Source organism: Pseudomonas sp. LBUM1643 (genome assembly GCF_059716215.1).
Genome location: NZ_CP166813.1, coordinates 5339480 through 5364824 on the forward strand (window position 1 = coordinate 5339480; position 25345 = coordinate 5364824).

General features: G+C 59.6%; 22 protein-coding genes. 16 read left to right on the forward strand and 6 right to left on the reverse strand.

The window, feature by feature from the left end; translation table 11 throughout:
- Positions 1–8: 8 nt before the first annotated feature.
- The 3 genes from ACA063_RS24040 to ACA063_RS24050 form a co-directional block, all read right to left on the reverse strand.
- Entirely contained in the window at positions 9–1106 is a 1098-nt protein-coding gene (locus ACA063_RS24040; RefSeq protein WP_497663638.1) for an amino acid ABC transporter permease, read from the reverse strand.
- Between the two features lie 10 nt (positions 1107–1116).
- Complete coding sequence (locus ACA063_RS24045) at positions 1117–2298, reverse strand: amino acid ABC transporter permease (RefSeq protein WP_497663639.1); 1182 nt, start codon at positions 2296–2298, stop codon at positions 1117–1119.
- 65 nt (positions 2299–2363) lie between these two features.
- A complete protein-coding gene (locus ACA063_RS24050; RefSeq protein WP_162437257.1) occupies positions 2364–3395 on the reverse strand; it encodes an amino acid ABC transporter substrate-binding protein in 1032 nt (343 codons plus the stop codon).
- A 470-nt stretch (positions 3396–3865) separates the two neighbouring features.
- On the opposite strand from ACA063_RS24050, the gene ACA063_RS24055 reads away from it, so the two are divergent.
- From ACA063_RS24055 to ACA063_RS24075, 5 genes are all read left to right on the forward strand, one after another.
- Positions 3866–4522 (forward strand): alpha/beta hydrolase, encoded by a 657-nt coding sequence (locus ACA063_RS24055; RefSeq protein ID WP_497663640.1) that lies wholly within the window; start codon positions 3866–3868, stop codon positions 4520–4522.
- 97 nt (positions 4523–4619) lie between these two features.
- Positions 4620–6107 carry an ATP-dependent RNA helicase RhlB gene (gene rhlB / locus ACA063_RS24060; protein WP_497663641.1) on the forward strand — a complete coding sequence of 496 codons (1488 nt, stop codon included), beginning with the start codon at positions 4620–4622 and terminating at the stop codon, positions 6105–6107.
- A gap of 139 nt (positions 6108–6246) precedes the next feature.
- Positions 6247–7194 (forward strand): ornithine cyclodeaminase family protein, encoded by a 948-nt coding sequence (locus ACA063_RS24065; protein WP_497663642.1) that lies wholly within the window; start codon positions 6247–6249, stop codon positions 7192–7194.
- A gap of 149 nt (positions 7195–7343) precedes the next feature.
- A complete protein-coding gene (locus ACA063_RS24070; protein ID WP_497663643.1) occupies positions 7344–8471 on the forward strand; it encodes an NAD(P)/FAD-dependent oxidoreductase in 1128 nt (375 codons plus the stop codon).
- An 89-nt stretch (positions 8472–8560) separates the two neighbouring features.
- Complete coding sequence (locus tag ACA063_RS24075) at positions 8561–9187, forward strand: helix-turn-helix transcriptional regulator (RefSeq protein WP_497663644.1); 627 nt, start codon at positions 8561–8563, stop codon at positions 9185–9187.
- Between the two features lie 184 nt (positions 9188–9371).
- Here the strand turns inward: ACA063_RS24075 and hmpA are convergent, their stop codons facing one another.
- Entirely contained in the window at positions 9372–10553 is a 1182-nt protein-coding gene (hmpA, locus tag ACA063_RS24080; RefSeq protein WP_497663645.1) for an NO-inducible flavohemoprotein, read from the reverse strand.
- Positions 10554–10709: 156 nt separating this feature from the next.
- Here hmpA and norR point away from each other — a divergent pair, with 156 nt between their 5' ends.
- The 5 genes from norR (at position 10710) to ACA063_RS24105 (ending at position 15170) form a co-directional block, all read left to right on the forward strand.
- Positions 10710–12260, forward strand: coding sequence for a nitric oxide reductase transcriptional regulator NorR (gene norR, locus ACA063_RS24085; protein WP_497663646.1), 1551 nt, complete (start codon positions 10710–10712; stop codon positions 12258–12260).
- Between the two features lie 242 nt (positions 12261–12502).
- Positions 12503–13405, forward strand: coding sequence for a chemotaxis protein CheV (locus ACA063_RS24090; protein ID WP_162437249.1), 903 nt, complete (start codon positions 12503–12505; stop codon positions 13403–13405).
- Between the two features lie 27 nt (positions 13406–13432).
- On the forward strand, positions 13433–13891 hold the full coding sequence (locus ACA063_RS24095; protein ID WP_497666580.1) for a GNAT family N-acetyltransferase: 459 nt from the start codon (positions 13433–13435) through the stop codon (positions 13889–13891).
- A 57-nt stretch (positions 13892–13948) separates the two neighbouring features.
- The gene (locus ACA063_RS24100) at positions 13949–14275 is read left to right on the forward strand and encodes a hypothetical protein (protein WP_497663647.1); all 327 of its coding nucleotides are present in this window, start codon (positions 13949–13951) and stop codon (positions 14273–14275) included.
- A gap of 145 nt (positions 14276–14420) precedes the next feature.
- Positions 14421–15170: a YkgJ family cysteine cluster protein gene (locus ACA063_RS24105; RefSeq protein WP_497663648.1), complete on the forward strand. Its 750-nt coding sequence runs from the start codon at positions 14421–14423 to the stop codon at positions 15168–15170.
- A 152-nt stretch (positions 15171–15322) separates the two neighbouring features.
- On the opposite strand, the gene ACA063_RS24110 is transcribed toward ACA063_RS24105, so the two are convergent.
- Complete coding sequence (locus ACA063_RS24110) at positions 15323–15580, reverse strand: hypothetical protein (protein WP_497663649.1); 258 nt, start codon at positions 15578–15580, stop codon at positions 15323–15325.
- A gap of 140 nt (positions 15581–15720) precedes the next feature.
- Positions 15721–16047, reverse strand: coding sequence for a type 1 fimbrial protein (locus ACA063_RS24115; protein WP_497663650.1), 327 nt, complete (start codon positions 16045–16047; stop codon positions 15721–15723).
- A gap of 259 nt (positions 16048–16306) precedes the next feature.
- On the opposite strand from ACA063_RS24115, the gene ACA063_RS24120 reads away from it, so the two are divergent.
- The 6 genes from ACA063_RS24120 (at position 16307) to ACA063_RS24145 (ending at position 25250) form a co-directional block, all read left to right on the forward strand.
- Positions 16307–17467, forward strand: coding sequence for an efflux RND transporter periplasmic adaptor subunit (locus ACA063_RS24120; protein ID WP_497663651.1), 1161 nt, complete (start codon positions 16307–16309; stop codon positions 17465–17467).
- Positions 17464–20577, forward strand: a complete 3114-nt coding sequence (locus tag ACA063_RS24125; RefSeq protein WP_497663652.1) for a multidrug efflux RND transporter permease subunit — start codon at positions 17464–17466, stop codon at positions 20575–20577. The genes ACA063_RS24120 and ACA063_RS24125 overlap by 4 nt, the downstream gene beginning before the upstream one ends.
- Before the next feature lie 9 nt (positions 20578–20586).
- The gene (locus ACA063_RS24130; RefSeq protein WP_077044915.1) at positions 20587–21264 is read left to right on the forward strand and encodes a heavy metal response regulator transcription factor; all 678 of its coding nucleotides are present in this window, start codon (positions 20587–20589) and stop codon (positions 21262–21264) included.
- Positions 21254–22618: a heavy metal sensor histidine kinase gene (locus ACA063_RS24135; protein ID WP_497663653.1), complete on the forward strand. Its 1365-nt coding sequence runs from the start codon at positions 21254–21256 to the stop codon at positions 22616–22618. Before ACA063_RS24130 ends, ACA063_RS24135 begins: the two co-directional genes overlap by 11 nt.
- A gap of 647 nt (positions 22619–23265) precedes the next feature.
- Positions 23266–23490, forward strand: coding sequence for a hypothetical protein (locus ACA063_RS24140; protein ID WP_497666581.1), 225 nt, complete (start codon positions 23266–23268; stop codon positions 23488–23490).
- A 257-nt stretch (positions 23491–23747) separates the two neighbouring features.
- Positions 23748–25250 carry a sensor domain-containing diguanylate cyclase gene (locus ACA063_RS24145; RefSeq protein ID WP_497663654.1) on the forward strand — a complete coding sequence of 501 codons (1503 nt, stop codon included), beginning with the start codon at positions 23748–23750 and terminating at the stop codon, positions 25248–25250.
- Positions 25251–25345 lie beyond the last annotated feature (95 nt).

Here is a 25345-nt window from a genome sequence, read left to right on the forward strand (position 1 = left end):
AAGAACTCCTAACGCTTGTGGCCAGTGTCGAGCTTACGTTCCAAATGCATGGAGTAGCGCGACATACCAAAACAGAAAATCCAGAACACCAGGGCTGCAAACACATAGCCTTCAGTGGCCATGCCCAACCATTTCGGGTCGGCGGCGGCTTGTTTGACGCTGTTGAGCAAGTCGAACAGGCCGATGATGATCACCAGGCTCGTGTCCTTGAACAGCGCAATGAAGGTGTTGACGATGCCAGGGATCACCATCTTCAGGGCTTGCGGCAGAATCACCAGGCCCATGCTGCGCCAGTACCCGAGGCCCATCGCCGCAGCTGCTTCGTACTGACCCTTTGGAATCGCTTGCAGACCACCTCGCACCACTTCAGCCACATAGGCCGACTGGAACAGGATCACCCCGATCAGCGCTCGCAGGAGTTTGTCGAAGTTCATGCCTTCGGGCAGGAACAACGGCAGCATCACCGAGGACATGAACAGCACGGTGATCAAGGGCACGCCGCGCCAGAATTCGATGAAGGTCACACAGACCACACGAATCGCCGGCATGTTCGAACGACGACCCAACGCCAGGACGATACCCAGCGGCAACGCACCGGCGATACCCACCGTCGCGATCACCAGGGTCAGCATCAGACCGCCCCATTGGCTGGTCGCCACTTGGGGCAGGCCGAACACGCCGCCATGTAGCAAGCACCAGGCAATGATCGGGTAGAGCACCAGGAAGCTCAGCCCGTATATCGCTTTACGCGGGAAGCGCGAGATGAACAACGGTGCCACGCCGATGACCGCCAGCCACACGGTCAGGTCCACGCGCCAGCGCAGTTCCGGCGGGTAGTAGCCGTACATGAACTGGCCAAAACGCTGCTGGATGAACACCCAGCAGGCGCCCTCTTTCGTGCAGTCGGCGCGTGTCGTGCCGACCCAGTTGGCGTCCAGAATGGCCCATTGCAAAATCGGCGGCACCACCAGATAGATCAGATAGAACGCGAACAGGGTCAGCAGGGTGTTGAGCCAGCTGGAAAACATGTTCGCGCGCATCCAAGCCATCGGCCCGAAGACTTTGCTCGGTGGCGGCATGTCAGGTTTGAAAGTATGAGTACTCATGCGCTTTTCCTTACCGCTCGATCAGCGCAATGCGCTTGTTGTACCAGTTCATCAGCAGGGAAATGCTGATACTGATCGCCAGGTACACGCTCATGGTGATCGCAATCACCTCGATGGCTTGACCGGTCTGGTTCAGCACCGTGCCGGCAAACAACGAAACCATTTCCGGATACCCGATACCGGCCGCCAGCGAAGAGTTCTTCGCCAGGTTCAGGTATTGGCTGGTCAGCGGTGGAATGATCACGCGCAGGGCTTGCGGGATGATGACCTTGCGCAGGGTCGGACCGTTGCGCAGGCCCAGGGAATGCGCCGCCTCGGTCTGGCCATGGCTGACCGACTTGATGCCCGAACGCACGATCTCGGCGATGAACGCCGCGGTGTAAACGGTCAGGGCCAGGGTCAGCGCCAGCAATTCCGGGATCAGCACCCAGCCACCGACGAAGTTGAAGCCTTGCAGCTTGGGCATTTCCCAGTGCACAGGTGCACCGAAGATCAATACGCACAGCGCCGGGATCACCAATAACAGCGCCAGTCCGGTCCAGAACTTGCGGAACGGCACGCCAGTCGCTTCAAAGCGTTTGTTGGCCCAGCGGCACATCAGCACGATGGCGACAATGGCAACGACGACACTGACCACGAACGGCCAAAAGCCGTCCGCCGTCAATGCGGCCGGCATGTTCAGGCCGCGGCTGCTGACGAAGAAGGTATCGCCGAAGTTGTGGCTGTTGCGCGGTCCCGGCATGGTCAGGAATACCGCGAAGTACCAGAACAGGATTTGCAGCAGCGGCGGAATGTTGCGGAAGACTTCCACATAAACAGTCGCCAGCTTGGCAATGATCCAGTTCTTCGACAGCCGTGACACGCCGACGATGAACCCGAGGATCGTCGCCAGGATCACGCCGATGAACGTCACCAGCAGGGTGTTGAGCAAGCCGATGACAAACACCCGGGCATAGCTGTCCGATTCGGTGTAGTCGATCAGGTGTTGAGCGATGCCGAAACCGGCACTGCGCTCCAGGAAGCTGAAGCCGGAGGTAATGCCCCGGTGTTGCAGGTTGGTCTGGGTGTTATCGAACAGATACCAGCCCATAGAGACCACCGCCACAATGGTGATGATCTGAAACAGCCACGCACGCACTTTGGGATCGCTGAGGCTGAGCCTCTGCTTTGGTGCGCCGATTGAATTTTGCATGAAGTGCCCCGGATGTAATGGAACAGAACATCACCCGGTGGTTGGCCCACCGGGTGATAGAACCATCAGCGCACTGGTGGTGCGTATTGAATGCCGCCGTTGTTCCACAGGGCGTTCAAGCCGCGGTCGATTTCCAGAGGCGTGCTCTTGCCGAGGTTTTTCTCGAACACTTCGCCGTAGTTACCGACTTGCTTGACGATCTGTACGACCCAATCTTTCTTCACTTTCAGGTCTTTGCCGTATTCACCGTCGGTGCCCAGCAGACGAGCGACGTCCGGGTTCTTGGTGCCTTTGGCTTCTGCTTCAACGTTTTTCGAGGTGATGCCGGCTTCTTCAGCGTTGAGCATGGCATAGCCAACCCAGCGCACGATGGCCAGCCACTCGTCGTCGCCGTTACGCACGACCGGGCCCAGAGGTTCTTTGGAAATGGTTTCCGGCAGAACCACGTAGTCCTTCGGCGCAGCCAGCTTGCTGCGCTGGGCGAACAGTTGGGACTTGTCGGAAGTCAGCACGTCGCAACGACCCGATTCCAGCGACTTGGCGCTTTCATCAGAGGTGTCGAAAGTGATCGGGGTGTATTTCAGACCGTTGCCACGGAAGTAGTCGGAAACGTTCAGCTCGGTGGTGGTACCGGCCTGGATGCAGATGGTCGCGCCATCCAGCTCTTTGGCACTTTTCACGCCCAGTTTGTTGTTAACCAGGAAGCCGATGCCGTCGTAGTAAGTGATGAAGCCCGGGAATTTCAGGCCCATGCCCGAGTCACGGGAGCTGGTCATGGTGGTGTTGCGCGACAGGATGTCAATTTCGCCGGATTGCAGCGCGGTGAAGCGCTCCTTGGCGTTCAACTGACTGAACTTGACCTTGGTTGCGTCGCCGAAGACAGCAGCCGCTACAGCACGGCAGTAGTCAGCATCGATACCCACGATCTTGCCAGTGGAGTCCGGCACCGAGAAACCCGGCAGACCGTCGCTCACACCGCACTGTACGAAACCTTTCTTCTGTACGCCATCCAGGGTTGCACCCGCCTGAGCGAACCCGCTGACACCGAGTACTGCGGCTGCAGTCACGATCGCCAGGGTGGATTTCAACATCTTCATTCAAACCTCCAGTTTTGCTCTTGTTGTGTCGGAGCGTGAGTCCAGTCGCACCCTTATGAGGCGTTGTTGACCCGTGTTGGCTTTTTTTAGGGTCAAGCGACGTAAGACCTTAGCTATGAGTCTAGTAGGAGAAAATCCACATCATGGATCACTCACTTCTCACCAATCGGCCGAACGGGCTGTAGCCCTTTCACATTCGCTAAGCCCGTAGCGGCCATTGGCGAACATCCATCACCGGATTTTGTTTGCTATCCCGCCGCCAGGGGTAGACTGATAGTGTTACCGCCAGCGGTGAGATTGATTGCTCGGGTTTTCCCATAGCAAAGCCCGTACCAGACCGCTCGCTAAACCGTTTCAGGAGCAGGTCAATAGCAAAACTTGTAGCCTTGCGACATCTTCTTAACTGATCAACCAGACGCGCACTCAGATCTCGCACTCAATGAGAGCGCACGCACACATTTGGAGCGAACATGACCGAGCCCTTGATTCTCCAACCCGTAAAGCCCGCAGATGCCTGCGTAATCTGGCTGCACGGCCTGGGCGCCGACCGCTACGACTTCCTGCCGGTGGCCGAAGCCCTGCAGGAAACGTTGTTGACCACCCGCTTCGTTTTGCCTCAGGCACCGACCTGCGCTGTCACCATTAATGGTGGCTACGAGATGCCGAGCTGGTACGACATATTGGCCATGAGCCCGGCTCGCGCGATCAATCGCGATCAGCTGGATGAGTCGTCGCAACGAGTGATTAATTTGATCGAAGTGCAGCGCGCCATCGGAATAGACGCCTCGCGGATTTTCCTGGCCGGTTTTTCACAGGGAGGCGCTGTCGTATTACACACCGCCTTTTTGAAATGGCAGGGTCCGCTGGGTGGCGTACTCGCCCTCTCCACTTATGCGCCGACGTTCAGCGATGAACTGGAGCTTTCGGCCAGTCAGCAGCGCACACCGGTGTTGTCCTTGCACGGGCAGTACGATGACGTGGTGCAAAATTCGATGGGTCGCAGCGCCTACGAGCATTTGAAGACCCGTGGTGTCACCGTGACATGGCAGGAATACCCAATGGGCCACGAAGTGTTACCCGAGGAGATCCACGATATCGGCACCTGGATCAGCGAGCGTTTGCTGTAAACGTCCTGTGAAAAACCGCACCTTTAATCATCACACTACGCCGCGCCCGATTCTTGCATTACACTGGCCGGCGTACATTCCTTAACCAATTGATGAGATGACCGTGCTCAAAGCACTCAAGAAAATGTTCGGTAAAAGCGAGACTGAGCAGCTCGCGCCAGTCTCCAGCGCTCCGTCTCATAACCCCAGCCACCGCACCGACGGTAATCAGTCTGGCCGGACCGCAACCGCAGCGGTACCGACACACGAGCCGATGACCACACCGGCCACTCCTCCTGTCGAGGCCATTGCCTCTGAACAGCCGCGCAGCGAAGCGCCGAAACCTGTCAAACCCCGTCGCGAACCCAAGCCGAAAGCGCCGGTCATTCCCTGGAAACTCGAAGACTTCGTCGTCGAACCCCAGGAAGGCAAAACCCGTTTCCACGATTTCAAACTCGCCCCTGAACTGATGCACGCCATCCAGGACCTGGGCTTCCCGTACTGCACGCCGATCCAGGCACAGGTGCTGGGCTTTACGCTCGCGGGCAAAGACGCCATCGGTCGTGCCCAGACCGGCACCGGTAAAACCGCCGCATTTCTGATTTCGATCATTACCCAACTGCTGCAAACCCCGCCGCCGAAAGAGCGCTACATGGGTGAGCCGCGGGCACTGATCATTGCGCCGACCCGGGAACTGGTGGTGCAGATCGCCAAGGACGCGGCCGACCTGACCAAGTACACCGGTCTCAACGTCATGACGTTTGTCGGCGGCATGGACTTCGACAAGCAACTCAAGCACCTCGAAGCCCGTCACTGCGACATCCTCGTGGCGACGCCGGGTCGCTTGCTCGACTTCAACCAGCGCGGCGACGTGCACCTGGATATGGTCGAGGTGATGGTGCTGGACGAAGCCGACCGGATGCTCGACATGGGTTTCATCCCGCAAGTGCGTCAGATCATTCGCCAGACTCCGCCGAAGAACGAGCGCCAGACGCTGCTGTTCTCCGCGACCTTCACCGAAGACGTGATGAACCTGGCCAAACAATGGACCACCGAGCCGTCGATCGTCGAGATCGAGTCGCAGAACGTGGCCAGCGAAAACGTCGAGCAGCACATCTATGCAGTGGCCGGCGCCGACAAATACAAGCTGCTCTACAACCTGGTCAACGACAATGGCTGGGAGCGGGTGATGGTCTTCGCCAACCGCAAGGATGAAGTGCGGCGCATCGAAGAACGCCTGGTACGCGACGGCGTTAACGCTGCGCAGTTGTCCGGCGATGTGCCGCAGCACAAGCGCATCAAGACCCTGGAAGGTTTCCGCGAAGGCAAGATCCGCGTGCTGGTCGCCACCGACGTTGCCGGCCGTGGCATCCACATCGACGGCATCAGCCACGTGATCAACTTCACGTTGCCGGAAGTCCCGGACGATTACGTGCACCGTATCGGTCGGACCGGTCGTGCCGGTGCTGAAGGCGTGTCCATCAGTTTTGCCGGTGAAGACGACTCCTACCAGCTACCGTCCATCGAGGCGTTGCTGGGACGCAAGATCAGCTGTGAAACACCGCCGACGCATCTGCTGCGGGCCGTTGAGCGCAAGCGCCCGTAACACGGGTCGAGTAAAAAAGGCGCAGCCGGAGACGGACTGCGCTTTTTTTTCGCCCGGGATTTTATCAGGCGCTTGCTCGAGACAACTAAAAGTCCATAATGGACAAATAAGTTTAGTTTCAGCCCCCCCGGAGCCGACCATGTCCAGTACGCCTAACGTGATCACCCAACCCCAGGCCCGAGCGCTGCTGGCACAGGTCGATGTGCCGCAGATTTTGCGCAAACTGTTTCGCGACCTGGCCGATGGAAAGGCTGTGCAACCGGCACAACAGCTGGTCGAGTTCCCTCAAGGGGCTGGCGACTTCATCAACTATCTGGGTGTCCTGGCCGAAGACGGCGTCTATGGGGTCAAGACCTCGCCCTATATCGTGCGCGAACAAGGCCCGTTGGTAACGGCATGGACGTTGCTGATGTCGATGCAGACTGGCCAGCCCTTGCTGCTGTGCGATGCAGGAGAATTGACGACAGCGCGCACCGCCGCGACTACCGCCGTCGCCATCGACGCGCTCGCGCCGTTGAACGCGCGACGCCTGGCCATTATCGGCAGCGGCAAAGTGGCCCAGGCGCACCTGCATTACGTCAAGGCACTGCGCGATTGGCAGAGCATCACCCTCTATTCGCCCGGCTTGAGCACGCTTGATCAACAGGCATTGGCGCAGCTTAAAAGCCTCGATCCGCGCCTGTCCCTTGTCGGGAGTCGCGAGGCGGCCGTCCACGACGCCGATGTGATCATGCTCTGTACCTCGTCCGCCGGCCCGGTGATCGATCCGGCCACGCTGAGCAAACCGGCGCTGATCACATCGATCAGCACCAACGCCCCCCGAGCCCACGAAGTACCGCCGCAAAGCCTCAATGACATGCAGGTGTTCTGTGACTATCGTCTGAGCACCCCGGGGTCGGCCGGCGAAATGCTGATCGCCGGTGAGCAGCATGGTTGGGACAGGAACAGCATCGTGGGCGACCTGCCCGATCTGCTCAGCGAAAAAGTGCAGCGCCCGGACTACGACCGTCACGTGTTTTTCCGCTCGATCGGTCTGGGACTGGAAGACATTGCGCTGGCAAATGCCATCTACCAATTGCAGCACTGACACCACCGCCCCTTTGTGGGAGCCGGGCTTGTCCGCGATGCCGGCGCCACGGTCTGTCAGGCACACCGCGGTGATGCAATCGCGGGCAAGCCCGGCTCCCACAGGGTTCCTATATAACAATGGCATTTACGCCCCATCAGGAGACGTTCATGAGCCAGGCAGACTTCATCATCATCGGCGGCGGGATCGCCGGCGCTTCCACCGGTTTCTGGCTGTCGCAGCATGCCCGGGTCATCGTGCTCGAACGCGAATCCCACCCGGCCTATCACTCGACGGGACGTTCCGCCGCGCTGTACACCGCCGCTTACGGCACGCCCCAGGTGCGGGCGCTGACCCAGGCCAGTCGCGACTTCTTCGACGCACCACCCGCCGGTTTCTGTGAACACCCGCTGCTGACGCCGCGCGGCGAGATGACCGTGGACTTCACCGGTGACCCTGCCGAGCTGCAAAACCAGTACCTGAGCGCGAAAGCCACGGTGCCGCAAATGCAGCTGCTCAGCGCAGAAGAAGCCTGCGTGCGCCTGCCGATCCTGCGCAGGGAAAAAGTCCATGGGGCCATTTATGATCCTACCGCCAGCGACATCGATACCGATGCCCTGCATCAGGGGTATCTGCGCGGTATCCGCCGCAATAAAGGCGAAGTCCATACCGATACCGAAGTCCTGAGCCTGACCCGCGATGCCGAAGGTGTATGGCAGGTGCAAACCCGCAATCAAACCTTCAGCGCCCCGATCATCATCAACGCCGCCGGCGCCTGGGCAGACAAGATCGGTGAGCTCGCTGGTGCGAAAACGCTGGGGCTGCAACCGAAGCGCCGCGCGGCGTTTATTTTCGCCGGCCCTGAAGGTGTGGATATCCATCATTGGCCCATGCTGGTCAGCCTCGACGAATCCTTCTACATGAAACCCGACGCCGGGATGTTCCTCGGCTCTCCGGCGAACGCCGATCCTGTGGAACCCCACGACGTGCAGGCCGAAGAACTGGACATCGCCATGGGCATCTACCAGATCGAAGAAGCGACCACTCTGACCATCCGCCGCCCGACCCGCACCTGGGCCGGTTTGCGCAGTTTTGTCAGCGACGGTGATTTATTGTCGGGCTTCGATCCCCTGGTCCCAGGCCTGTTCTGGGTAGCAGCTCAAGGCGGATACGGCATCCAGACCTCGCCCGCCATGGGCCAGGCCAGCGCCGCACTGGTGCGCGGTGAAGCGCTGCCCGAACCCCTCACGCGTTTTGGCTTGAACGCCGAGATGCTTTCCCCGGCACGCCTCGGTTGATGCGGCACTGAAGTGACGTTTCAGACTGTTTGCGGCAAAATCCCAGCGTCCCTTTTGACGGGCGCTGACGTGGCCTGGAGCTCTACTTGATGAACGCACCCGAAAAAGACCCGGCCCTGGACAACTACCGAGCCATCAGCGATGCAATCGCTACGCTGTTCTTTCCCCATGCCGAGGTGGTGCTGCACGATCTGCGCTCGCAAAAGGTCGACTACATCGCCAACAACCTGTCGAAACGGGAAATCGGTGATGACTCATCCTTGGAAGACATGCTCAGCGAAGACATCAGCGAACGAAACATCGGGCCGTACGAAAAGCTCAACTGGGATGGTCAGAAAATTCGCAGCCTGAGCAGCGTTTTGCGCGACGGAGAGGGCCTCCCTCTGGCGGTGCTGTGCATCAATCTGAATATTTCGTTGTTCGAGAATGCCAAGGCGGCACTGGATTTGTTCCTGTCGCCGAGCAAGTTGATTCCACAACCGGATTCACTGTTTCGCGATGACTGGCAGGAGCGGATCAACACCTTCCTGCACGCCTGGCTGCGCGAGCGTCAACTGAGCCTGAGCATGCTGACCCGGGACCATAAACGCGAACTGGTGCTGGCGCTGCACGCCGAAGGCGCCTTCAAGGGCAAAAGCGCCTCCAACTACGTCGCCAACGTCCTGAACATGGGCCGGGCGACGGTGTACAAGCATTTGAAGGAACTAAAAGGCTAAGCGCTGCGCCGCGATCCCTGTAGCAGCTGGCGAGCCTGCGTTCGAGGACGAAGTCCTCGCCTGCAAGATAACCGCGATCGACCTGTTGCAACGCAGCGACCGGACTGGCGAGGACTGCGTCCTCGAACGCAGGCTTCGCCAGCTGCTACAGGGGGTGATGTGTCCGGACTGGCGAGGACGGGTGTTATTCCAGCGCCGACGCCGGTCCGAAGAACTCGTAGCGGCTTTGCTTCTCGGGCACGCCCAAGGCTTTGAGGTGGCGCTTGATCGCTGCCATGAAGCCTTTAGGCCCCAGGAAATAAGCATCCACATCGCGCTCCTGCGGCAGCCATTCGCCCAACTGTTCCTGACTCAACAACCCGACCCGGTGCGCCGCCGGGCTCACGCCATCATCTTCGGCATAGCAGTAGAAGCGCTGCAGCTGCGGATGACTTTCAGCCAGCCCGTCGATCCAGTCACGAAACGCGTGGACGCTACCGTTGCGCGCGCAGTGGATGAAATGCACCGGCCGTTCGGTCGCCAACGCCGCTTCAAGCATCGCCAGTGTCGGGGTGATGCCGACGCCGCCACTGATCAGCACCAGCGGCTTGTCGCTGGCGCTCAGCGTGAATTCACCCGATGGCGGGAACAGCTGGATCCTTGCGCCAACATGCAGCTGATCGTGCAAATGATTGGAGGCGCGACCGCCCTGTTCGCGTTTGACGCTGATGCGGTACTGACCATTGTTGGCCAACGCCGACAATGAATAGTTACGACGGATCTCTTCACCGTCGAGGACCAGCTTCATGCCGATGTACTGGCCGGGTTCTGCCGCCAGAATCGGGCCCTTGTCAGCCGGCTCGAAGTAGAACGAGACGATCTCCGCGCTCTCTTCCACTTTGCTCGCCACGATGAATTCCCGCGCGCCGCGCCAGCCACCCGGTGCCTGCTCCTTCTGGTCGTAGATAGCGGTCTCGGCACCGATCAGAATGTCAGCCAGTTGCCCATACGCCGCGCCCCAGGCACTCATCACTTCGGGGGTCGCAATCTCGTCGCCGAGCACTTCGGAAATCGCGCGCAGCAGGCAAGTGCCCACAATCGGGTAGTGTTCCGGAAGGATCTGCAGGGCCACGTGCTTGTTGATGATCTTGGCCACCAGGTCGCCCAACTGGTCGAGCTGATCGATGTGCCGCGCGTACATCAACACACCGTTCGCCAACGCACGGGGTTGATCACCGCTGACCTGGTGGGCCTGGTTGAACAGCGGGCGCACTTCAGGGTATTCGGAGAGCATCATGCGGTAGAAGTGAGTGATCAACGCTTCGCCGCCGCTTTCCAACAGGGGCACGGTGGATTTGACGATTGCGCGGTCTTGAACGCTAAGCATAGGGTGACTCCTGAGCTACGTGGATTACCAACTGATTACCCTATGCTTATCAGTATTCGTGCCAGTTTATTTATCTTTATAAATCAACAAGTTAAAACAGTTATAGTCATTTAGACACTTTCTTCTATATAGTCATAACGACTACATGGAGTCACTATGACTGCAAAATCCCTGCTGACGACATTGCTTCCACTGGTCTCTGACCTGTCCCGCGAACTTCCGGAAGGTGAGCGCTATCGGCGCTTGCTCGAAGCCATGCGCGCCCTGCTGCCCTGTGATGCAGCGGCGCTGTTGCGCCTTGATGGCGAATGGCTGGTGCCACTGGCAGTCGACGGCTTGAGTACCGACACCCTTGGTCGACGTTTCAAGGTGAGTGAGCATCCACGTTTCGCGGCGCTGCTCAGCAGCCCCGAACCGACCCGGTTCGCCGCCGATAGCGAACTGCCCGATCCGTACGACGGTCTGGTCGATGGCCTGGATGAGCATCTTGAGGTTCACGATTGCATGGGTTGCCCCCTGTTCATCGACGAGCGCCCGTGGGGCTTGCTGACCCTTGACGCCCTTGATCCGGAACGCTTTGAACCGATCGAACTGGACGCCCTGCAAGCCTTCGCCAGCCTCGCCGCCGCCACGGTCAACGCTGCCGAACGCATCGAGCGCCTGGCCAATCGTGTCGAAGACGAGCATCAGCGCGCCGAGGTTTATCGCCAGGCGAGCGGGCAACAGAACCGCGAAATGATCGGCCAGAGCAAGACCCACAAGCGCCTGGTCGAAGAAATCAACCTGGTGGGCGGCAGCGACCTGACCGTGTTGATCACCGGGGAAACCGGGGTGGGCAAGGAACTGGTCGCCCAAGCCATCCACGCCGCGTCGGCCCGCGCCGATAAACCGATTATCAGCCTCAACTGCGCCGCGCTGCCGGACACCTTAGTGGAAAGCGAACTGTTCGGTCATGTTCGCGGCGCGTTCACCGGTGCGATGAATGATCGGCGCGGTAAATTCGAACTGGCCAATGGCGGCACACTGTTTCTGGATGAAGTCGGCGAGTTGTCCCTGACGGTGCAGGCAAAACTGCTGCGTGTCCTGCAAAGCGGCCAACTGCAGCGCCTGGGGTCGGACAAGGAGCATCAGGTGGACGTGCGCCTGATCGCGGCGACCAACCGTGACCTGGCGGAAGAGGTACGCAGTGGTCGTTACCGTGCCGATTTCTATCACCGCCTGAGTGTCTACCCGTTGCTGGTGCCCGCCCTGCGCGACCGTGGCCGCGACGTGCTGTTGCTCAGCGGCTTCTTCCTCGAACAGAACCGCTCGCGCATGGGCTTGAACAGCCTGCGACTGAACAGCGATGCCCAGGCTGCATTGCTGGCGTACGACTGGCCTGGCAACGTGCGAGAGCTGGAACACTTGATTGGCCGCAGTGCCTTGAAGGCGCTGGGCAACTGCAAGGAACGGCCGAAGATTCTCAGTTTGAGTGCCGCGGACCTGGACCTGCCGAACGGCGGCATTGAAGTGACCGCACAACCCTCCACTGCTGCCCCTGTACCGTTGGTATCGGGTGATTTGCGCGAAGCCACTGAGCAGTATCAACGCCAACTGATCGGCGCCTGCCTTGAACGCCACGACAACAACTGGGCAAGCGCAGCGCGTGAGCTAGGCTTGGACCGGGCGAATCTCGGGCGGATGGCCAAGCGATTGGGCATGAAATAAAACCCCTCCATTCACCACGCTTCATGTAGCAGCTGGCGAAGCCTGCGTTGGGTTGCAAACCAGTCGCCAACAGGGGTCGCTTCGCAACCCAACGCAGGCTTCGCCAGCTGCTACATAGGTCGCGTCGGTCGGTGATACCGGGTAATTAACCTAAAGCCTGCCCTTTACGAGTCGATAACCCGGCATCGATAGCTGTTGGCGATCCCGCGATCGCCTGCCACCTTTTTCCACAGAAGGTTTTTATGTCTTCCAACAAAGCCCGCGCAGACTCACTTTCGCTTCTGCTGTTTACCTTGCGCAGCGGCAAGCTGATGGCGATCAACCTGCTGAAAGTCAGTGAAATCATTCCCTGTCCGCCGCTGACCAGGCTTCCGGAGTCGCATCCACACGTCAAAGGCATTGCCACCTTGCGCGGTATGTCCCTGTCGGTGATCGACCTGAGCCGGGCCATCGGTGAACGTCCGCTTGAGGACCCCAACGGTGGTTGCCTGATCGTCACTGACGTCAGTCGCTCCAAGCAGGGCCTGCACGTCCAGGCGGTGAGCAAGATCGTCCATTGCCTGACCACTGACATCCGTCCACCGCCTTATGGCTCTGGCGGTCTGCGCTCGTACATTACCGGCGTCACGTCGGTCGACGGTACGCTGGTGCAGGTGCTGGACATCGAGAAAGTCATCCACGGCATTGCCCCGGCCCAGATCGAATCAGCCCCGACCGAACTCAGCATGGAAGACGCCGAGATACTCGGCACCGCGCGAATTCTGGTGGTCGATGACAGCCAGACAGCGCTGCAACAATCGGTACACACCCTGCGCAACCTCGGCCTGCAATGCCATACCGCCCGCAGCGCCAAGGAGGCCATCGATTGCCTGCTGGACCTGCAAGGCACCGATCAGCAGATCAACCTGATCGTCTCCGACATCGAAATGTCCGAGATGGACGGCTACGCCTTTACCCGCACCCTTCGCGAAACACCTGACTTCTCGCACCTCTACGTGCTGCTGCACACGTCGCTGGACAGCGCGATGAACAGCGAAAAGGCGCGACTGGCGGGCGCGAATGCCGTGCTGACCAAATTTTCTTCACCCGACCTGACCAAGTGCCTGATCACAGCGGCCAAGGCTGTCGCAGAACAAGGTCATTGAGTGTTGGCTGAGCAATTCTGTTTCTTGATGCGGCGCAACCTCACCGAGGCTGTGCCTGACTTCATCTGGCCGCAGGACATCGTGTTGACCCACTACCGTCCAGATCTGGCCGAGGCCGTTCATCAGCTGATGGAGATGGGTTATCAGCAAGGCGGCGGACGAGTACCGGCGCTGGATCTCTGGCAACGGCGCTTTGAAACCGACCCCGAGTATGATCCGAGCCTGTGTTTTATTGCGCTGGATGCTCAAGGCGTTGTAGGTGTGGCCCAGTGCTGGACCAGCGCCTACATCAAGAACCTGGTGGTGCATCCTCGAGCCCAGGGCCGGGGATTGGGACGTGCTTTACTGCTGCATGCGTTCAACGTGTTTCAACAGCGGCGCGAAGGGTTTGTGGATTTGAAGGTGCTGGAAGGCAACGTTCGGGCGCAACGCCTGTATGAAAGTGTCGGGATGCGTGTCGTTCGCCGGGAACTGGTTCCGGGCTGATACCGCTATCGCCCCATCAGGCATACTGGCCACCAAAAGCCCAAGGACTCCTGAACCATGAAAGCCTGCACTCTGTCCCTTCTCTGCCTCACGGCTCTGGCAACCCACGCCAACGCTTCCAGCCCCGACGCCTGGGCTGCCTACGACAAGGCCGTGATCGCCAGCTGCACCAAGGCCAGCGGCCTGAAAAACGTCAAACCCGTCGGCAAGTCCGCGCAGTTCGATGACCGGGTCGACTACACTGCTCTCCTGCTGCAAGGCCAGTACCCGCAAAAACACATGAAAGGCCAGCAAGGGACCGAGTTGTGCCTCTACAACAAGAAAACCAAAACCGCCTACGTCACCGAATGGGATTCGATTCGCCCAACCACCAAGGCGCAGTGACCGGTCAGATCGGTTAATGCTGCGCGCCTTGCATGACCGGTTCTCGCCATCAACACGGATGTGTGGCGCATAACTTGCTTCGACGCAGGTCTTCGCGGTGGCTTTCTGTCGCCGATTCCTGCTTCCGGATGCGACTGACTGCTCAATGAATACGACGTTTTCCTGCGTAGGTTGCGGCAAGTGCTGCAACGACCACCATGTCCCCCTGACCCTGGAAGAAGCCCGCATGTGGGCGAATGACGGCGGCCAGGTGATCGTGCTGGTCGAAGGTTTTCTGGGCAATGGCCTCGGGCTGCCCCTGCAGCAACGCGAACACGCCGAACGCCGCTCGGCGGCGGTTCGCAGCGGCACGTCCGACGCGTATGTAGCCATCACCTTCGCTGCGTACAACGCCGGTCGCTGCCGGAATCTTGACGAAGACAACCTCTGCCGCATCTATGACCGCCGTCCCTTGGTGTGCCGCATCTACCCGATGGAAATCAATCCGCACATCCCCCTGAACACCGCCGTGAAGGAATGTCCGCCGGAGACGTGGGAAAAAGGACCGGATCTGATTGTGGGGGGTGAATTGGTGGATCAGGAACTGGCAGGGTTGATCCATCGTTCCCGTCAGGCGGATCGTGACGAGATTCAAACCAAGGATGCTATTTGCGCATTGCTGGGGATTCGCACCACCGCGCTGAAAGGTGACGGATTCACCGCCTATCTGCCGGACATGACGGCATTTACCACGACCCTCGATGAGGTGATCGGGCAATCGCTACCGCAATGGGGCAGTGAGTGGCTGTTTCATTTGTCAGGTGAAGACGTAGCCGGGCAGGTGCTGGCGGCGGGGGCCGAAGTGGCACGCGAGATAACGCCGAACTATGCGTTCATATCGCTGAGGGCGGCTTGATTCAGCTAGAAGTGCTTTGCCTGTGAAGGCCTCATCGCGAGCAGGCTCACTCCCACACCGATCCGCGCCTGGCACAGTTCATTTGTGGCAGCTTAATTGTGGGAGCGAGCCTGCTCGCGATAGCGGTACAGCGGATACCGAAAATCTGAAACCTAACGCTTGCCCATCGAACGGCGAGTACCCGGAGGCGCTGCACCTGGCGTCTTGGTGTGGCCGTTCTTCGCGCCATTCTTGTACCACGGCTGGCTGGCGTTCTTGGCCGCTGCCAGGTCACCCGGTTTGAACGGGAACTTGAACGCCGGGATGGCGGCTTTGGGTTCGCTGTCTGCGCTGGAGTCGACGCTGTCTGGCAGGTCTGCCTGGTCGTCGCTCAAAGCGTCGGCAACCGGCGGTTGTGTCGGGGAAGTCATGAAAGCTCCGGGGTGATGCAATAGAGTCGGGCCCGGTCAGCGAGCCGCGAAAGGCGGCAGTATACCTGCCCGACCGACACACGCACGCGCACCTTCGGTCGGCCGTGAAAGAATTTTCCCTGGACCCTGCCCGCCGCTTCCTACAGATAGGTGATGGTGACGATGCCCATTTCAGAGGTTGTCGCCACGCCGATCCCGTCTGAATTCAAGCGCTCGAACGTCGCCGTAAGAGGCATCGAGCCGCGAGCACAGGCGTTTCGATGGGTGTTCACCTCTACGCTCACCCCCGGGGTTACCTGAAGACGTTTGGACTCGGTGAATTGCACAGCACCGGCCTGCTCCACCGCGCATCCCGCCTCGACAATCTGCCCGACAAAACTGATCTGCCCTGATTCATTCCTGGGCGCGGCAGTCACCGCCAGCGGTATAAATAACAGCACACTCGAAACCAGAAATTTCAGCTTCATTTCAAGGTCACTCCGTTATTGTTTTGAGGTCACACCTTTTGTATCTGCCCGCAGTAAAAGATCTTTAGTCAGCGTAGTTCGTGTCGCTAGCAGCCCTGTCCTCACACGGGACCGCGTTGTACGCGGATGTTTCGCGCAGGCGAGCATGAAACTGACAGCGCTGTCAGTTAGCAGTCACTTTCCTGACGGTGTAACAGGGCTATAAGGAATGTATAAACCTGACCGTCCTTCCGTCTCTTCTGCCCGGCGCCCGACTCGCATGCGAATTCAGAAAAAACCCGCCCTGCTCGCCACCCTTCTGATTGCGCTGTTAGCGCTGGGCGTCTGGTACGTGACAAAACCAGCCACGGCGAAACTCGCGGCACCCACCGCAATCCCCGTGCGTGTGGTCAACGTCGCCGAAAAAGATGTCCCTCGCTATGTCACCGGTATTGGTTCGGTCCTGTCGCTGCATAGCGTTGTGGTACGCCCGCAGATCGACGGCGTCCTCACCAAATTGCTGGTCAAGGAAGGTCAGTTGGTCAAGGCCGGAGACTTGCTGGCCACCATCGATGACCGCACCATTCGCGCCAACCTCGATCAGGCCCGGGCTCAACTGGGTGAGAGTCAGGCGCAGCTGCAAGTGGCCCAGGTAAACCTCAAGCGCTACAAACTGTTGAGCGTCGATGACGGCGTTTCCAAGCAGACCTACGATCAACAACAAGCGTTGGTGAACCAGCTCAAGGCCACGGCACAGGGTAATCAGGCATCGATCGACGCCGCACAGGTGCAACTTTCCTACACCCAGATTCGCTCCCCGGTCACCGGTCGCGTCGGTATTCGTACCGTGGACGAAGGTAATTTCCTGCGCATGACGGATACCCAGGGGTTGTTTACGGTGACCCAGATCGATCCGATCGCGGTGGAGTTCTCGCTGCCACAGCAAATGCTCCCGACCCTGCAGGGCCTGATCAACGATCCGGAGCATGCTCAGGTCAAGGCCTACATCGGCGCCGACACTGACGGTGAGACCGGCAATTTGCTGGGTGAAGGCCATCTGACCCTGATCGACAACCAGATCAACGCCAACACCGGGACCATCCGCGCCAAGGCTGAATTCAACAATGCCGGACAGAAACTGTGGCCCGGTCTGTTGGTGACGGTAAAGATTCAGACAGCGCTGGAAAAAGATGCGCTGGTGGTCCCGCCCACGGTCGTACAGCGCGGGCTCGATCAGCATTTCGTTTACCGGGTCAAAGGCGACAAGGTCGAAACCGTTCAGGTGCAAATGGTCTTTCAAGGCAGCGGTCAGGACATCATCAAAGGTGTGAATCCGGGTGATGTGTTGGTCAGTGATGGCCAGTCGCGGCTCAAGCCAGGCTCGACGGTTCAGGTGCTGACCGAGCCACCGCAGGTGGTTCAATCGGAGCCCAAGCCATGAAGGGCCATGGCTCGGTTTCCGCCTGGTGCATTGATCATCCGGTGGCGACGATCCTGCTGACCTTCGCCCTGGTATTGCTCGGCGTTATCGCCTTTCCGCGCTTGCCAATCGCTCCGCTGCCGGAAGCCGAGTTCCCGACGATCCAGGTGGCCGCGCAGTTGCCCGGCGCCAGTCCGGAAACCATGGCTTCGTCGGTGGCCACCCCACTTGAAGTGCAATTCAGCGCCATCCCCGGCGTGACCCAGATGACCTCGAGCAGCGCCTTGGGCTCGACCAACCTGACCCTGCAATTCACCCTCGACAAAAGCATCGATACGGCCGCGCAGGAAGTTCAGGCCGCGATCAACACCGCCGCCGGCAAACTGCCTAAAGACATGCCGACGTTGCCGACCTGGAGGAAGGTCAACCCGGCCGACAGCCCGGTGCTGATCCTGAGCGTCAATTCAACCCAGATGCCCGGCACCGAACTCAGCGATCTGGTGGAAACCCTGCTCTCCCGTCAGATCAGTCAGATCGACGGCGTAGGCCAAATCAACATTACCGGTCAGCAACGTCCCGCGATTCGCGTGCAGGCTTCGGCCGATAAACTCGCGGCCATCGGCCTGACGCTGGCGGACATTCGCGTGGCGATCCAGCAGACCAGCCTGAACCTGGCCAAAGGTGCGTTGTACGGCGAGTCGAGCATCTCGACACTGTCCACCAATGACCAGTTATTCCACCCCGAGGAATACAGCCAGCTCATCGTTTCCTACAAGGACGGTGCGCCGGTTCACCTCAAGGATGTGGCCAAAGTCGTCAACGGTTCGGAAGATGCCTACGTCCAGGCCTGGGCCGGCGATCAGCCGGGGGTCAACCTGGTGATCTCCCGTCAACCGGGGGCCAACATCGTCGAGACCGTGGACCGTATCCAGGCGGCGCTACCGGCGCTGGAAGCCATGTTGCCAGCCTCGGTTCAGGTCAAGGTGCTGGTCGACCGCACACAGACTATTCGCGCCTCCCTGCACGAGGTGGAAATCACGCTACTGATCGCCGTCCTGTTGGTGGTGGCGGTCATGGCGTTGTTCCTGCGCCAATGGTCAGCAACGTTGATCGTGTCGGCGGTGTTGGGGGTATCGCTGATCGCCAGTTTCGCCCTGATGTACATCATGGGGTTCAGCCTGAACAACCTGACGCTGGTGGCGATCGTGGTGGCCGTGGGGTTTGTGGTGGACGACGCGATCGTGGTGGTGGAGAACATTCACCGCCATCTGGAGGCCGGCGACGGTATGCGCGAGGCGGCGATCAAGGGCGCTGGCGAGATCGGCTTCACCGTAGTGTCCATCAGCTTCTCGCTGGTGGCAGCGTTCATCCCGCTGCTGTTCATGGGCGGTGTGGTCGGGCGGTTGTTCAAGGAGTTTGCGCTGACGGCAACGTCGACCATCATGATTTCGGTGGTGGTTTCGCTGACGCTGGCACCGACCCTGGCTGCGCTGTTCATGCGTGCGCCTGTGCATCACGCCCACAGCAAACCGACGTTCGGCGAGCGCTTGCTGGCCGGCTACGAAAAACTGCTGCGCCGCGCCCTCGCCCATCAGAAATTGATGATCGGTGTATTTGTCCTGTCCCTGGGCCTGGCAGTTGCCGGGTACATCTTCATTCCAAAGGGCTTCTTCCCGGTGCAGGACACCGGTTTTGTCCTCGGCACCACCGAAGCCGCCGCCGATATTTCCTACGGCGACATGGTGAAAAAACACCTGGCGATGGCCGAGATCGTCGCCGCCGATCCTGCCGTTCAGGCGTTCTCCCATTCGGTGGGCGTCTCCGGCAGCAACCAGACCATCGCCAATGGCCGGTTCTGGATCTCTCTCAAAAAACGCGGTGACCGCGATGTTTCGGCCAGTCAGTTCATCGACCGCATTCGCCCGCAACTGATGAAAGTCCCGGGTATCGTGCTGTACCTGCGCGCCGGGCAGGACATCAACCTCAGCTCGGGCCCGAGTCGCGCGCAGTACCAGTACGTACTCAAGAGCAACGATGGCGCGACCCTCAGCACCTGGACCCAGCGCCTGACGGAAAAACTGCGCAGCAACCCGGCATTCCGCGACATTTCCAATGACTTGCAACTGGGCGGCAGCATTACGCACATCAGCATCGACCGCAGCGCCGCTGCGCGTTTCGGGCTGACCGCCAGCGATGTAGACGAAGCGTTGTACGACGCTTTTGGTCAACGGCAAATCAATGAATTCCAGACCCAGATCAACCAGTACAACGTGATCCTGGAGCTGGACACCCAGCAACGCGGCAAAGCTGAAAGCCTTAACTATTTCTACCTGCGCTCGCCGTTGAGCGGTGAAATGGTGCCGCTGTCGGCCTTGGCCAAATTCGATGCGCCTACCATCGGCCCGCTGTCCATCGCCCATGACGGCATGTTTCCCGCCGCCAACCTGTCGTTCAACCTGGCACCCGGCGTCGCGCTGGGCGATGCGGTGATCATGCTCAACCAGGCCAAGGCGGAGATCGGCATGCCGGCGGCCATGAGCGGTAACTTCCAGGGCGCGGCCCAGGCGTTCCAGAGTTCGCTGGCCAGCCAGCCATGGCTGATTCTTGCAGCCCTGTTGGCGGTCTACATCATTCTCGGCGTGCTGTACGAGAGCTTCGTCCATCCGTTGACGATCATTTCGACCCTGCCTTCCGCGGGACTCGGTGCGGTCATCATGCTGTGGATTTGCGGCCAGGACTTTTCGATCATGGCGCTGATCGGTCTGGTGCTGCTGATCGGGATCGTGAAGAAGAACGGCATCCTGATGATCGACTTCGCCCTCGACGCACAACGTAATCGTGGCTTGCCGCCGGAAGAAGCGATCTACGAGGCCTGTATCACCCGGTTCCGGCCGATCATCATGACCACGCTCGCCGCCCTGCTTGGCGCCTTGCCGCTGATGCTTGGCTACGGCACCGGCGCCGAGCTGCGCCAGCCATTGGGTATCGCGGTGGTCGGTGGCTTGCTGGTGAGCCAGGCGCTGACGCTGTTCACCACTCCGGTCATATACTTGTGGCTTGAGCGGCTTTTCCACCGGGGCTCACCCACACCAGCACCTGCAGCGATGCCGGGGCTGGCGAACACAAACTGAGGCGGGGTCATGCGCGTTCTGATTATCGAAGACGAAGAAAAAACCGCGGACTATCTGCACCGTGGCCTGACGGAACAGGGTTACACCGTGGACCTCGCGCGCGATGGCGTCGAGGGCTTGCACATGGCGCTGGAAAGCGACTACGCGGTGATCGTCCTCGACGTCATGCTCCCGGGCCTCGATGGCTTCGGCGTACTGCGCGCCTTGCGTGCGCGCAAGCAAACACCGGTGATCATGCTCACCGCCCGCGAGCGTGTCGAAGACCGCATCAAAGGGCTGCGCGACGGTGCCGACGATTACCTCGGCAAACCGTTTTCCTTCCTGGAACTGGTCGCGCGCTTGCAGGCCTTGACCCGGCGCAGCGGCGGCCATGAACCGGTGCAGGTGAGCATCGCCGACCTGTGGATCGATTTGATCAGCCGCAAGGCCACCCGCGCCGGGACCCGCCTGGACCTGACCGCCAAAGAGTTCTCGCTGCTCAGCGTGCTGGCTCGCCGCCAGGGTGAAATCCTCTCGAAAACCGCCATTGCGGAAATGGTCTGGGACATCAATTTCGACAGCGATGCGAACGTTGTCGAAGTCGCGATCAAACGCCTGCGCGCCAAGCTCGACGGGCCATTCGACGAGAAACTGCTGCACACGATTCGTGGCATGGGTTATGTGCTGGAGAGCCGTGGTGTCCAGTAATTCGATTGCCTTGCGTTTGAGCGGAATGTTCACGCTGGTGGCGCTGCTGGTGTTCCTGTTGATCGGCTGGGCGCTTTATCAACAGGTCGACAAGGGCTTGGGCCTGTTGCCCGAAGCGGAACTGGATGCGCGCTACAGCGTGCTCGAATCCACCGTCGGCCGTTACGGCACGCCCGAGCATTGGGTGAAGATCAACAACAAGCTCAAGCTGCTTGGCGAAGAAGACAAACGCATCAGCTTCTGGATTATCAGCGGCGACCCTCACTACGAATACGGCAACCTGACACCGCAGATTCGCGCGTTTGCCGAAGGTCCGCTGGGCATGCGTGACTTGAAATTACCCGACCAGCCCTACCCCCTGAAAGTGCTGGTCAGCCAATTCCCGGCCAAGGACCAGCGACCGCCGCTGCGCTTCATGATCGGCATCGACACCGAGACGTTTTTCCAGACGCAACATCACCTGCTGATCGCGTTGATCAGCCTGGCGATCATTGGTGTGCTGCTGGCCTCGGCACTGGGCTACTGGGTGGCGCGGATCGGCCTCAAGCCACTGATCAAGCTGTCTCAGGAAGCGCAACGGTTGGCGCCGCCCTTGTTGTCCGGGCGCCTGCAGCTATCGCCGCTGCCGCCGGAGCTCAATCAATTCGTCAACTCATTCAACTCCACGCTGGAGCGGGTCGAACAGGCTTACTCGCGCCTTGAATCCTTCAACGCCGACGTGGCGCATGAACTGCGTTCGCCACTGACCAACCTGATCGGCCAGACCCAAGTGGCACTGACTCGCGGACGATCAGCGGAGCATTACTTCGAGGTACTGCAATCGAACCTTGAAGAGCTCGAGCGACTGCGTTCGATCATCAACGACATGCTATTCCTGGCCAGTGCCGATCAGGGCAGCAAGGCCACCAAACTGACCTCGACCTCCCTGGCAGACGAAGTGGCGACTACGTTGGAATACCTGGATTTCATCCTTGAAGACGCACAGGTTCGGGTACAGGTCAGCGGCGATGCGCAGGTGCGGATCGAGATCGCTCATTTGCGTCGGGCGCTGATCAATCTGCTGAGCAATGCGGTGCAGCACACTGAGCCGGGACAGGTGATCCAGGTAAGGATCGAGGTTGAGGCGCATCAGGTGAGTATCGGCGTCGCGAATCCGGGATCGCCGATTGCCAGCGAGCATCTGTCGCGGTTGTTCGAACGATTCTATCGGGTCGATGCATCGCGCAGCAACAGCGGAAACAACCATGGGTTGGGGTTGGCGATCGTCAAGGCGATTGCGCTGATGCACGGTGGGGATGTGTTCGTGCGCAGTGATCAGGGCGTGAATACCTTCGGGATTCATCTGCCTGTCTAAAGCCCTACCCCAATCCCCTGCGGCGAGCGAGCTTGCTCGCGCTGGGTTGTGAAGCAGCCCCATGCATTCTTCCAGTCAGACCGCGTTCGCAGGATTTGCGACTGCTGCGCAGCCGAGCGGGAGTAAACTCCCTCGCCACAAAAGCCCCCAATCCTCTGTGGCTCTGTGGCTCTGTGGCCCTGTGGCTCTGTGGCTCTGTGGCTCTGTGGCTCTGTGGCGAGCGAGCTTGCTCGCGCTGGGTTGCGAAGCAACCCCATGCATTCTTCCAGTCAGACCGCGTTCGCAGGGTCTGCGACTGCTGCGCAGCCGAGCGGGAGTAAACTCCCTCGCCACATAAGCCCTCCAATCCTCAGTGGCTCTGTGGCTCTGTGGCTCTGTGGCTCTGTGGCTCTGTGGCTCTGTGGCGAGCGAGCTTGCTCGCGCTGGGTTGCGAAGCAGCCCCTTGCATCCTTCCAGTCAGACCGCGTTCGCAGGATTTGCGACTGCTGCGCAGCCGGACGCAGGCTTCGCCGGCTGCTACAGGGGGCGCTTTTAAACTGTTGCTTGTGCCGCAACAGTCCTTTCATGAATCCGTTCTTTTTCCCCTCTCCATTCCCCCTTATCGTTGCGCCACCAAACAGCACTTGCCAAGCAAGAAGGTTTTAAAGATGTCCAACACCATGGGTATTGCCAGCGCTTTCGTTTTGTCCTCATTGTTCCTTTCCCCGCTCGCCTTTGCCGAAGAGTCCCAGGCCTTCGTTGCGCACAACAACGAGCGTGCCGCCGCGTTCGAAGCGTACCAAAGCGAAATGACGGCCAAAGCGCAAGATTCCGCGCAAACCCCACAAGCGTCGAATGCTCAGTCCCGCCAAACGATTGAGAAAGACAGCTGATCAACCGAATCCGCTCTGTTTCCCTCGACACTTTTCATCGGCTCTTCCCTTTGAAAAGTTGTCTTCAAGCCGCTGCTATCAGCGGCTTTTTTTCGGGTCGAATTCAGCCTTCCCTGGCTCGCCGTTGCTGAATAGATGCGTCAACGCTTCAGGATAATCGTCGACTACCCCGCTAATGTCTCCTAAGCTTCAATCAATCAGGGACCGGCACGAGTGCCGGTTTTTTTGTTTTGGACGTTTACGCGGACATCATTCCCATGATCACGAGCCGCCTACCGCAGGTTTCAGGCAAGAACCGTCGACCTGAAATCATGGTGATCCTCGGCAGCTCCCTGACCGTCATCGCAATTATCAGCATCGTCACCTTCCTGCTGATTCGCGAACACGCCGGCGCCCAAGAGGCCGCGACCCGCAGCGCGACCACCATCGCGCAGCTCATCGATGCCGACGTGCTGCGCACCGTGGAACTCTATGACCTGTCCCTTCAAGGTCTGATTGCAGCAGCGCAGCGGGACGACTTGAAACAGGTTTCTGCGCACATTCGCCATTTGGTCCTGTTCGACCGCTCCACCACGGCGCGTTTCAAAGGCGACATTCTGCTTTTGGACAAACATGGCGAGGTGCTGGCCGACTCTTCACGGATCGAGCCAAAACCCGGCAATTTCGCGGACCAGGATTATTTCCAGGCACATGTTTCCAGCCGCGACACCGGCATGTTCATCAGCCGCCCTTTCAAGCCTCGCTGCGACTGCGAAGACAGTAATGAATGGCGGATCAGCTTCAGCCGCCGCATCGCCTCCCCGACCGGTGAATTCCTGGGTGTTGCCGTGGCGTCGATGCGTCTGACTTACTTCGACCAACTGTTCAACACCCTGAACATCGGCAACGACAGTACGCTGAACATCATCAACGACGAAGGCATCCTGCTGGCTCAGAAGCCGTACCTGGAACACGATTCGATCGGTAAGAGTTTCGCCAATCGACCTAACATCATGCGCATCCTGCGCGAGGGCAGTGGCAGCTTTAACAGCGTGTCGAGCATTGACGGGCAGCAGCGGCTGTACACTTTTTCCAGGGTGGGTAATTTGCCACTGACGGTGATCGTCGCCCTTTCCGGTACCGACGTGTTCGGGGCGTGGAGACGAACAGCAATGGTGATCAGCGGCGCCTCGGGCGTGCTGTGTATCGGTCTGCTATGGCTGAGCTGGATGCTGTGCCGGGAATTGCGCCTGCGCCACAACGCCGAGCAGGAATTGTCGATGTTGGCCGCCACCGACGCGCTGACCGGTGTTGCCAATCGCAGGATCCTGGACCTGACCCTGCGGCATGAATGGTTCCGCGCCCAGCGATCTGGCCTACCGTTGTCGGTGCTGATGATCGATGCCGACCATTTCAAGGCGTTCAACGATCGACACGGCCATCAGCGTGGCGACGAGGCATTGCGAACAATAGCCAAGGTGATTTCAGCCAACGTGCGCCGCCCCGCAGATCTGGTGGCCCGATATGGCGGCGAAGAGTTTTCAGTGATCCTGGCGGAAACCGACAGTGTGGGCGCGCAGAAGATTGCCGAACAGATCCGTACGGCGGTGGAACAACTGCCACGGGTGGAAGGCGATGAAATGCCGGTGACTGTCAGTATCGGTATCAGTACCTGGACCACCAAGACCGATGCCACGCTGGAGCAATTGCTGTTCGCGGCAGACAAGGCGTTGTATCAGGCGAAGGAGCGCGGGCGTAATCGGGTGGTGGCTGCGCTGTGAAATCCTTGGTATGACAAAGGGCCTCATCGCGGGCAAGCCCGGCTCCCACAGGGTATGCATGAGCTTGCGGGAGCCGGGCTTGCCCGCAATGGGTC